General features: G+C 39.9%; 9 protein-coding genes. 5 read left to right on the top strand and 4 right to left on the bottom strand.

Translation table 11 applies throughout. From position 1 onward, the window contains the following. The first annotated feature begins 416 nt into the window (after positions 1 to 416). From CAL6303_RS20470 to CAL6303_RS20485, 4 genes are all read left to right on the top strand, one after another. Complete coding sequence (locus CAL6303_RS20470) at positions 417 to 2,144, top strand: S8 family peptidase (protein ID WP_015199739.1); 1,728 nt, start codon at positions 417 to 419, stop codon at positions 2,142 to 2,144. A 305-nt stretch (positions 2,145 to 2,449) separates the two neighbouring features. Further along, entirely contained in the window at positions 2,450 to 4,465 is a 2,016-nt protein-coding gene (locus CAL6303_RS20475; RefSeq protein ID WP_015199740.1) for an FAD-dependent oxidoreductase, read from the top strand. 253 nt (positions 4,466 to 4,718) lie between these two features. Continuing rightward, positions 4,719 to 5,045 (top strand): ATP-dependent Clp protease adapter ClpS, encoded by a 327-nt coding sequence (clpS, locus tag CAL6303_RS20480; protein ID WP_015199741.1) that lies wholly within the window; start codon positions 4,719 to 4,721, stop codon positions 5,043 to 5,045. Positions 5,046 to 5,058: 13 nt separating this feature from the next. Next, positions 5,059 to 5,352 carry a DUF2103 domain-containing protein gene (locus tag CAL6303_RS20485; protein WP_015199742.1) on the top strand — a complete coding sequence of 98 codons (294 nt, stop codon included), beginning with the start codon at positions 5,059 to 5,061 and terminating at the stop codon, positions 5,350 to 5,352. Positions 5,353 to 5,516: 164 nt separating this feature from the next. On the opposite strand, the gene CAL6303_RS20490 is transcribed toward CAL6303_RS20485, so the two are convergent. Both CAL6303_RS20490 and CAL6303_RS20495 read right to left on the bottom strand, forming a co-directional pair. Further along, on the bottom strand, positions 5,517 to 5,837 hold the full coding sequence (locus CAL6303_RS20490) for a hypothetical protein (protein WP_015199743.1): 321 nt from the start codon (positions 5,835 to 5,837) through the stop codon (positions 5,517 to 5,519). A gap of 273 nt (positions 5,838 to 6,110) precedes the next feature. Then, the gene (locus CAL6303_RS20495) at positions 6,111 to 7,292 is read right to left on the bottom strand and encodes an alpha/beta hydrolase-fold protein (protein WP_015199744.1); all 1,182 of its coding nucleotides are present in this window, start codon (positions 7,290 to 7,292) and stop codon (positions 6,111 to 6,113) included. A gap of 307 nt (positions 7,293 to 7,599) precedes the next feature. On the opposite strand from CAL6303_RS20495, the gene CAL6303_RS20500 reads away from it, so the two are divergent. After that, the gene (locus CAL6303_RS20500) at positions 7,600 to 7,974 is read left to right on the top strand and encodes a DUF4870 domain-containing protein (protein WP_015199745.1); all 375 of its coding nucleotides are present in this window, start codon (positions 7,600 to 7,602) and stop codon (positions 7,972 to 7,974) included. Between the two features lie 262 nt (positions 7,975 to 8,236). Here CAL6303_RS20500 and CAL6303_RS20505 read toward each other — a convergent pair whose 3' ends face one another. Continuing rightward, the gene (locus CAL6303_RS20505) at positions 8,237 to 9,841 is read right to left on the bottom strand and encodes a 2-isopropylmalate synthase (protein WP_015199746.1); all 1,605 of its coding nucleotides are present in this window, start codon (positions 9,839 to 9,841) and stop codon (positions 8,237 to 8,239) included. Between the two features lie 98 nt (positions 9,842 to 9,939). Continuing rightward, entirely contained in the window at positions 9,940 to 10,464 is a 525-nt protein-coding gene (locus CAL6303_RS20510) for an NYN domain-containing protein (protein WP_015199747.1), read from the bottom strand. Between the last annotated feature and the right edge of the window lie 344 nt (positions 10,465 to 10,808).

The raw sequence follows: 10,808 nt of genomic DNA on the forward strand, positions 1-10,808 counted from the left end.
CAAAGCTAAAAAAATTACGTTTGTACATTTTCCGAAATCCTCTAATTTATTCCTGTATCCCTTTAGCAGAAATAAATCAAAGCTAGGTTAAGCAGAGTCAATGTTTGATTCACTGGCACTAAATGGTGCTAACTCAGCTGCTAACTATACTTTCTATTCAGCCGTTTTATTCGAGGCAATTTTGGCAAGGGGGGTCAAGCCCCCTGTTATCAAACAAGAGTAGAAAGCTATAAAAGGTCAGCATCTTTGAAATGATGTGTGTAAAAAACTATTCAAAATATGCGACGGAAGCAGCACAGCCAAAATTATCAGTAATGAATCAACATCAAAATATCTATTTCTCATAGGGCATTCCAGACAAAATTGGTTCTGACTTAATTTAATCTGACAAAAATCATTAAAAATAGAGGTAAAAAATGAGACACGAAAAACTTTCGGCTGGTTTGTTATTGGCATACGAAGACTACCAACGTGACGGAGAACAAGCTCTAATTCCACACAAGCGATCGCTTGGTATCATCGCTCCTAAGAATAACGTTAAACCGGCTAAAAGTGTTGTCTTCGTCTACTGCGATGAAGAAGCTGATTTAAGCCATCTCGAACAATACGGCATTCACTTCAACCAAAATACAGGTAAAGTTCGCACAGCATTTTTACCCGTTGATGGCTTAGATGCACTATCAGAAGAAGCTTCTGTTTGCCGCATCAAACCATCCCGGAAAATGAAATTACTGATGGATGTGGCACCTGGAAAAGTAAAATTGCCTGAGTTCAAAACCAAAACCGGATTGACAGGTAAAGGCGTAATTATTGGTATCGTGGATAGTGGAATTGATGCCAAACACCCAGCTTTTGCCGGACGAATCCTGCGAATTTGGGATCAAACCATGTCGGGGCCTGGTGTTGCTGAAGGCAACTATGGTGCAGAATTTACTGGAGAACAACTAACTGTTTCCCAAGATGTAGATGGACATGGTACCCACGTTGCTGGTATCGCTTCGGGTGCAGACACAAACTATGGTGGTGTCGCACCCGAAGCCGAAATCATCGCTGTTAGATCCGATTTACAAGATGCTCACATAGCTGATGGAATCCGTTATATCTTCCGTTTAGCTGCTGAATTAGGCAAACCCGCAGTTGTTAACCTCAGCTTGGGTGGACATGCAGATGCTCATGATGGTAGTGATTCACTTTCTAAAATTATCGATGCTGAAAGTGGTCCTGGCAAAATTGTTTGCTGTGCAGCTGGAAACGAAGGTAATGATAACATTCACGGACAAGCGGAAGTAAAATCCTGTTCCATGAGTTCCATGCGCTTCCGTGTTCCTAGTACTCAAGTGGGAATTGTTTGGTTGAATGGTTGGTATACAGGTAACACACAACTAGAAATTGCAGTTCGCAGTCCTATTGGTTTTGTAACTCCTTGGCAAAAAATCATTGCTGATGGTAATCCTTCTAAAGATTACAACTTACCTGATGGCAAAGTGCAAATTGTCACACCAGCAGCAGATCCTAGCAATAATGATTACAATTTCTTTGTACAAATCCAGGGAAATGGTACATTTCCAGTGACACAAGGAGTATGGCAACTACGAGTCCGTAACAAATCTAAAGAACAAACTCGCCTTGATGTTTGGACACTTGATGATACTGGTTCAGTATTTTTCACCGGGAAAAGCGCTCAAGACACCATGAAAATTGGTTCACCTGGTGCTGCTAAAACTGCAATTACAGTTGCTTCCTTCACAACAAAAACCGAATATAACGATATCGACGGGAATAAGCGTGAAGTTGGTTTAACCTTGGATGATATCTCGGAATTTAGCAGTGAAGGTCCCCTACGTAACAATGAGCAAAAACCCGATGTTGCTGCACCTGGAGCGATGATTTGTTCTACATTATCATCTGCTGCTGCCTTTGATCGGGCAATGATGGTTAATTCCAAATTCGTGATGTTAGCTGGTACCAGCATGGCAACTCCGTTTATCTCAGGTTTAGTTGCTTTGTTACTCCAACGGGATGCAAGTTTAACTCCTGATGCAGTGAAGGAAATATTCAAGAAAAACAGCACAATTCCTGGAAAGGGTGCAGGTGAATTTGATCCTAAATGGGGATTTGGATTGATTAATACTGAGAATCTTTAAAACTTTGGGTGTTAAGCTGCTACGCAGGTAATACCGATTCAAAAAATCATTGCAACACATAAACAATCTGTAGGGGTTTAGCATTGCTAAACCCCTACCAAAGCATCTGTCGCATTGTTTCTTCAAATTGCTAGAAATCAGGGTAATAGGGGCAAACGGTTGTTTGCCCCTACGATTGACTGTAAATATTTTTGTCCAGGTATTTATGCTCTCAGTTTTGCTCTATTTTTGATTGCTTGTGGTTGCTTCAACGAAATGATACCTTCAATTGTTGAAGTGAAAGCAGATGATAGAGGAATGTATATATGTATCATGGAAAATCATTTACTAGTCTAACTATTATTTCTAGTTTGTTCACACCCTATGTAGCGATTGCTGCACCACCACGAAATCCGGATCAGGTTGTTAACTGTGATATCTTGGCAGCTGGGGCTGGACTTTCGGGTGTGGCAACTGCTTATGAGGGATTATTAGCAGGAAAAACCGTCTGTTTGACGGAAATCACCGATTGGTTGGGGGGACAAATTTCTTCTCAGGGGACTTCTGCACTAGATGAACGTCCTACCCAAAGAGCGAAACAGTTTTTTTCTCGTGGATATCTGGATTTACGTCAACGGATTCAAAAAACCTATGGAGGGAATCTCAACCCTGGTGACTGTTGGGTGAGTGAATCGTGTTTTTTACCAGCAGATGGACACAAAGCTTTGCAGGGGATGCTGAAGGATGCTGAAAGTAAGGGGAGAGGAAAATTACATTGGTTTCCGAATACGGTAATTAAAGAATTAGAAATGAGTCAGGATGGTAAGTTGATTGAAAATGCGATCGCAATTCAACATCAACCCGCACCAAATGCCCCCAAGCTAAATACTTTTACCCTTTCCCAAACCATTGAAGATTCCTATAGTTACCAAAATTCTCCCCGCTTCACCAAAACTATCATCCGCTTTTCCCCCAAACAAACCAAAGTTACTAATGCACCCCGGTGGTATGTTGCTGATACTTCCGAAACTGGGGAAATTATTGGTTTAGCCGATGTTCCTTACCGCTTGGGAATCGACCCCCTCAGCTACTTAGAACCTTCATCATCTTCCACCACCAATAACCCCTACTGTACCCAAGGTTTTACTTATACTTTTGCGATGGAGGCAACCAAAACCCCGCAAACTAATGCAATGCCTCCCTATTATGAGCAATATGCACCATATTTTAGTTATGAACTCAAACGATTAGCAAATTTCAACTTAGTATTTACCTATCGTCGGATTTGGAGTCCAACTAAAGGAAAATCGGAAAAATTTGGCGGAATTGAGTTTACTAGCCCCACACCAGGGGATATTTCCATGCAAAACTGGACTTGGGGCAACGACTACCGACCAGGAACTGCCCAAGATAACCTAGTTTATACCCGTGACCAACTTCAAGCAACTGGACAACTTACTTCTGGTGGTTGGATGGGGGGACTCAGAACAGATGCTTTACTCAAAGCTGAAGAAAAATCTCTTTCTTATTTTTACTGGTTAGTTGCGGGAAATACTGACTCTCAACTAGGTAAAGATGTCAAACAGCCAGAACCCAATCATCGTTTGCTAACTGGGTTAGATGCACCCATGGGTACAGTCAGTGGTTTATCCAAATATCCATACATGCGCGAAGGTAGACGGATTATTGGACGACCAAGTTGGGGACAAGCTGATGGTTTTTCCATTGCTGAAATCGATATTTCTCGGCAGGATTACAACGATGAGTATTACCGCACCACCTTACCAGCTGACATGTATCGCCAACTACGGGCATCTCTGGCAGGTTTAGAAGCAGCATCGGTACTCACCGGGCAAATTGACCCCAACAAAGCCAACCGACGCACCCGTTCCACGGTGTACCCCGATTCAGTTGGTATTGGGCACTATGCCATCGATTTTCATCCCTGTATGGAAAAAAGTCCCCCAGAAGCACCCGGCAACCGTGAATACCCAGGAGAAAGACGCGGTGCTGGACAAGCCTATCCTTTCCAAATTCCCCTCAGAGCCATGATTCCCCAAAAAATAGATAATTTACTAGTTGGGGGTAAAAGTATTGCCACAAGCCACATAGCTGCCGCTGCGTACAGAGTTCATTCCTTTGAATGGTCAGCTGGTGCAGCTTTGGGAACAGTTGCAGCCTTCTCGTTGAAAAACGCGATCGCACCTTATGAATTAATAGATAATCTGCCCAAAATGGAACCGAAATTAGACCAACTCAGGGCATTATTAGAGCAGAACAACAACCCAACCGCATTTCCTGACACATCCATCTTTAACCAGAAATGGGAAGATTGGAAGTAAATCACTAAGCAGTTATCAGTGAACAGTAAGTACTTATCAGTTATAAAGCTTGAACAATTTGACTTAGCGATCGCCAAAATCTAAATAGGGCTAAACTTCGTTAGGTGCAATTTAAATTCCTCACCACATCTAACTAGCGATTTTGATTCCTGATAACAGTTAACTGATAACTGTTCCCTGTTGACTGATTACGAACTAAACTAGTTACTTGTACATCTAATTCTTGTAAACCCTCTACTGAACCTAGTATTTTATGCTTACAAGACTTTCAGCCACAGTTTACGGAATGGCATCGGCACCTACTGTAACTCCTGAACGGTCGAGCCAAGTCGTCCAAAAACCCTATCCTAACTATAAAGTGATAGTGTTAGATGATGACTTTAACACCTTTCAGCATGTCGCCGAATGCCTGATAAAATATATACCAGCAATGACAAGCGATCGCGCTTGGGACTTAACCAACCAAGTTCATTTTGAAGGACAAGCAATTGTTTGGACTGGTCCCCAAGAACCAGCGGAACTGTATCATCAGCAGTTGCGTCGTGCTGGCTTAACGATGGCACCTCTTGAAGCAGCTTAAATCCTAAAATATCATGACTAAACCCTCCCCTGGCAGGCTTGTTTGGAATCACTCCACCCACATCCCCGGTTTAATTCCCGTACTAGAACGTCTATGTAAATATGACGGAATTCAAACTGTGACACCAGGGGTATTAGGTAGGGTGAAAGGTCATGCTCCCAAGCTATTATTAAGGATATCTGTACCGATACGTGGAGGTTTTAAAGCGATCGCACGTCAGGGGAAAACGGTACAAGAGGTGTTTATTCTCACTGCCTTAGATCAGGAATGTTTGGAACATGCGATCGCTATTTCTATTAAAAAGTAAATAAAAAGTAAATTCCGCTGCGCGGGAATACAGAAATACAGAAATATATATCTCATATCTGTAACCACCACCACAAATTTCCTTTAAAAAACAAAGACGCTCCACCGGAACGTCTATTTATGATGAAGGCTTTAGAGCAGCGTTTTTACATCCAATCAATTTACCTATTCTTCAATTTTATTCACTGCAAACTTGTGTAGCGGTAAGCTCAGAATGCATGAAAATGTTAGCAAATATGCCAAAGCAGTGGTAATCTTCAAAGGTGGAATTAATGTTTCCCAGCCAGGTAATGTAATCTTTTGCATCCCAAAAGCAACACAGTAAACTAACCAATAGGAAAAGCTCATCATAAACAAAATCCGCTCAGTTTCCTTCGCTTCATCATTCTGAGAATCATAACCCCACAGTAAGACCAAGCCGCTAACACAAGCGATCGCAGATAATAGAACAACCGAACTGTGACAACATAAAGTGTTTAAAAGCATTTTTTATATTCCGAAGCTGATTAATTTGATTTCAGTTTATCGGATGAGTATTTCAGTTTCCAAAAAAGAGTTACAAACTGAAATACAACAATCGGAAGAATGTAAATAAATACGAAGAAAAATAGAGAAAAATAAAGTAAGGGTTGATGATTACCAAACCCTTACCTAACAACTAAATACATTTTCTTGGGAAAACCATGTTTTCTATTTAGTGTCAATACGTAAAATATTAAATATCTCTAAAGCCACTTTTCTATAGGAGTTGAGAAATTCTTACTTTAAAGGAGGAACCTGGGGCAAATTTGGGTCTTGTTCAGTATTACTCATATTACCAGGGTCAATTTCACCACTAGTTAAAAATCTAAAAGTCTCCTGATACAAACTTTGCCAAAAGCGATTTGTCATTCCCTGACTTTTGACATCCGGTTCTGCAAGGGGATGGGGAACTAAATCACTAGCAGGGTATATATATAAATGATTTCCCTTTTTTTCCCCACCAACGTCATTAAAAAACTTTTGATTAGTGGGGATATTTGCAGCATCCTCGTTTTCCGTTAGTACCATCAAAGTACGAACCTGCTGTAACGCTTTGACATTCTTCGGTTCACGGACAAAAGCCCCATATTTTGCCGCTGCCGTCAATGCACCAATTGGAAAACTTTCACCAGGACTCCAGCTTTTTTCATGTATATCCAAAGGACCAGCTAAATTTACATACCGCTCCATAATTGGTGTATGTAGTTTTAGTAACGGTGCATAGCTGACAACTTTCGAGATGCGATTAGGTTTATCAGCTGCCAAACCAAGTGCGATCGCAGCTCCTACAGATAACCCAATAGTGTAAATTGGTCCTGACATATCGTCAAGTTCCGCCAATCTTTGCCGTGCATGGGTAAGATATTCCATGTGATTGGAATCAAAATAGCGGTAAAAATCAGGATCGTCATCTCTTTCAATTGCTGGGACAATATCCAGTAAACGCGGTTCAATCAACAGCAAACGCGACACCAAAGCAGCTTGTTGCTGAAAAGAAGGACGCTGAAACTTACTAGGATCTGTTGGTAAATTAGCAATATAGTTGGACAAAACACTGTCTTTTTGCACTTTCTCCCGCAATGGTTGGCAGATTTCCGGTTTTAAATCCACCTGACACCAATACTTACTTGGTGGTTGTAAAGCATGTCCAGCTAAGTTTGTTTGGTAATAATTAAACCCGTTGGCAAATAAGTAATCAGATAATAGTGACATTTGCTTGGGTTTGCCACTAAACCCATGAAATACTAATACTGTACCGTGTATAGCTTTCCCAGGTTCGTGAAAACCGTAGTATGGAGTCGAACCAGCACGAAAATTTGGGTTATTATTTACACTTTGAATATAAGCATCGATTCTCTTTTTGGTGCGGCTAATTTGTTCCCTAGTAGGAGTCGCAGAGAGTTTTATATTAGTTGTCATCGTCACATTTGCTGTAATTGTGTATTTTTATAGAAATAGCGCGAAACTTGCAGGACTTAGCTTGTTTACTTTTATAGGTAAAATCTAAGGCAAAATATGCGGTATTCAAATACAACATCAATAGCGATGTATTCAATTACGCAAAAACTTGGAAGTATTAACTAAGGGACTTCCAACAAAATAATTCCCCAATAGATGCATTGGTGGTTTTACCATGGACAAGTTTGAGTACGGGAAACTCCAATACCCAACCCATCAAGCTAACATTACAATCATAATTAAGAACTAAACAAAAGGATATATTACTATGCTATCTACATCTAATACGGATAGACGCAAACTGCTTTCTGCCCTATCTCATGGATCAATTTTCTTCAGTACAACACTCGTCTCTATTGGTATTCCCATTGCCATTTACTTTATTGCCGATGATTCTGTAATTAGAAGTAACGCAAAAGAATCTATCAATTTCCACCTCAATGTCTGGTTCTGGGCGACAGTTATAGGAGTTCCCATCGGCATTTTATCTTTTATTACCTTTGGTCTTGGTGGTATTTTATTCTTTCCTGTAGTCGCTTTGGGCTTTTTAATCCACTGGGGACTGACTATTTGGGCTTTGTTGCATTGTTTTAGCCAACCTGATGTCCCATTTCGCTACCCTTTTACCTTCAGAATTTTCTAGATACGTTTAGTGGCAGGGGGAAATGAAACTAATTACTAATTCTGCCCCCTTTCAAAATTTATCTATGTCCCATCCTGGTATATTTAGGAATTAAGCATTAATTAAACGCTTTTCGTAGTCATTCAAACAAAAAGACTACGAAGAAAAAATAGAAACGAAAGATAAAGAGATCCAAAGCCTAAATGATAAATTAACAAACAGCAAAGTATCTCCTTAACTTTCATCAAATGTGACTAATTACACCTAAATAACCGCTAACTCATTAAGTTTCCTGCGATGCCATTTGCGCGTGCTTACGTTGACTATGCATGGATGAATATAACCTATTCAGTGCATTTACATAAGCCTGTGCGGAGGCAACGATGATGTCTGTATTGGCTGCATGACCTGTAAATATTCTATTTTCATCCTTGAGACGAATTGTCACTTCCCCAATGGCATCAATTCCAGCTGTCACAGATTGTACAGAGTATTCAATCAGTTGATTCGGAACATTAGCAATCCGATTAATGGCTTTGTAAATTGCGTCAACGGGTCCGGTTCCAATGGCTGCATCGGTGATTTCTGCACCATCAGGTAAACGCAGAGTAATAGTAGCTGTAGGACGGGCATTACTACCACAGGATATCTGTACTAATTCCAGTTTAAACAGATCTGGGGCTTGTTGAGTTTCGTCATTAACGATTGCTTCTAAATCCCTGTCGCTAATTTCTTTCTTTTTATCGGCAATATCTTTAAATCTGACAAAAGCTTTATTTAAATCGCTTTCGGAAAGATCATAACCCAACTCTTGTAAACGACTGCGGAAAGCATTTCTTCCGGAAAGTTTGCCCAAGACGATTTGATTGTCTGTTAAACCAATCAATTGGGCATCCATAATTTCATAGGTGAGTTTGTTTTTCAACACCCCATCTTGGTGGATACCCGATTCGTGGGAGAAAGCATTCGCACCGACGATGGCTTTATTTGGCTGGACTAACATTCCTGTGAGGTTAGAAACCAAACGTGATGTTTTGTAAATTTGCCGAGTATCAATATTTGTGAGTGCTTTCTCTGATTCTACTGGTCTGCCAAAAAAGGGATTGAAGTATTGTCTGCGGACATGTAAAGCCATAACTAACTCTTCGAGTGCAGCATTTCCAGCCCGTTCACCGATACCATTAATAGTACATTCTAGCTGTCTGGCACCATTTTTTACTGCTTCTAAAAAGTTGGCAACTGCTAACCCTAAATCGTTGTGTCCGTGGACAGAAATAATTGCTTGATCGATATTGGGAACATTTTCTTTGATGCCTTTAATTAAGGCTCCAAATTCACTGGGAGTTATGAAACCAACAGTATCTGGAATATTAACAGTTGTTGCCCCAGCAGCGATTACTCGCTCTAATACTTCATACAAGAATTCTGGATCAGAACGTCCGGCATCTTCGGGAGAAAATTCTACATCCTGAACAAAACTTTTGGCATAAGCTACCATTTCCCCAGCAATTTCTAAAACTTCTGAGCGGGTTTTTTTGAGTTTATATTGCAGATGGATATCGCTGGTGGCAAGGAAAGTATGAATTCGACCTTTTGCTGCTGGTTTGATGGCTTCGGCTGCTGCCTTGATGTCATCGTGACGCGATCGCGCTAAACTACAAATCACCGGACCATCTTCAACCCCGACAACCTCAGCAATTTTCTGAACTGCTTCAAAATCGCCAGGACTGGCAAAGGCAAAGCCTGCTTCGATGACATCTACTCCCAAGCGTGCTAGTTGCTTGGCTATGGTCAGTTTCTCATCAATGTTTAGTGTTGCCCCTGGTGACTGTTCACCATCACGGAGCGTTGTATCAAAGATAATAATTCCTTCGGGTTTGCTGTTCATTTGCTGCTTAGAAGTAATTTATAGTTTTGCGACCACTAACTTTAAATCTAACTTTTTGTTTATTTAGAAGTGTAAATAATTATTAAGTCTATTTAAGTCTATGAACCTTCTGATTTTTCTATAACTTCACGAATATCATTTAAATCAATATACCTATCAGTAGCATTACGCAACTCTCTAGCAATCATTCCCTCTGTTGATACAACCGTAATATGAGTATTTTTAGACCGTAATAGTTCGATTGCCCTTTCAAAATCTCCATCTCCACTAAATAGAACAACTCGGTCATATTGGTCTACTGTATTAAACATATCAACAACGATTTCTATGTCTAAATTAGCTTTTTGTGAGTATCGACCGGAGGAATCATCATAATATTCTTTAAGAATTTTAGTTCGTACCGTATATCCTAAACTAATTAAAGCATCTCGAAAACCTCTTTGATCTTGTGGGTCTTTTAGTCCAGTGTACCAGAATGCGTTAATTAAATGTGTTTCTGATTGTTCATGTTTAAAATATTCTAAAACCCTTCGGGGATCAAAAAACCAACCATTTTTTTGTTGAGCATAGAACATATTGTTTCCATCTACAAATATAGACAGACGATTCATAGTAGTACCCATAAAAAGAACAACACCGTAGATGTTATAGATAAAATTTAGATGAAACAACAAATTATAGCAATTATTAAATGTCTTATTTGCTAATATCTGTAAAATATATTGTCATGTATAGCTTTGATTAAACACATATTCAATCAGGGATTACCCATAAACTTTTAATTTGAGGTTATTTGTTTTCACAGAGATAATTTTGCCATTGAATTGATATTGAACATGATCACGCATACTGTTAAATCGAAATCGATCAATAAAATTAACTATGTCAGAGACAGCATTGAGGACTGTCTATCGATCCAGTTTACTCCTAAATAGGTATGAAATTGGCTGTAATTGGATTGTAAGAA

Source organism: Calothrix sp. PCC 6303 (assembly GCF_000317435.1).
In the GTDB taxonomy this organism is placed as follows: Bacteria; Cyanobacteriota; Cyanobacteriia; order Cyanobacteriales; family Nostocaceae; genus PCC-6303.

Coding starts and splice junctions, on each gene's coding strand:
- CAL6303_RS20470 (WP_015199739.1), top strand. CDS start 417: ATGAGACACGAAAAACTTTCGGCTGGTTTGTTATTGGCATACGAAGAC.
- CAL6303_RS20475 (WP_015199740.1), top strand. CDS start 2,450: ATGTATCATGGAAAATCATTTACTAGTCTAACTATTATTTCTAGTTTG.
- clpS (WP_015199741.1), top strand. CDS start 4,719: ATGCTTACAAGACTTTCAGCCACAGTTTACGGAATGGCATCGGCACCT.
- CAL6303_RS20485 (WP_015199742.1), top strand. CDS start 5,059: ATGACTAAACCCTCCCCTGGCAGGCTTGTTTGGAATCACTCCACCCAC.
- CAL6303_RS20490 (WP_015199743.1), bottom strand. CDS start 5,837: ATGCTTTTAAACACTTTATGTTGTCACAGTTCGGTTGTTCTATTATCT.
- CAL6303_RS20495 (WP_015199744.1), bottom strand. CDS start 7,292: ATGACAACTAATATAAAACTCTCTGCGACTCCTACTAGGGAACAAATT.
- CAL6303_RS20500 (WP_015199745.1), top strand. CDS start 7,600: ATGCTATCTACATCTAATACGGATAGACGCAAACTGCTTTCTGCCCTA.
- CAL6303_RS20505 (WP_015199746.1), bottom strand. CDS start 9,841: ATGAACAGCAAACCCGAAGGAATTATTATCTTTGATACAACGCTCCGT.
- CAL6303_RS20510 (WP_015199747.1), bottom strand. CDS start 10,464: ATGGGTACTACTATGAATCGTCTGTCTATATTTGTAGATGGAAACAAT.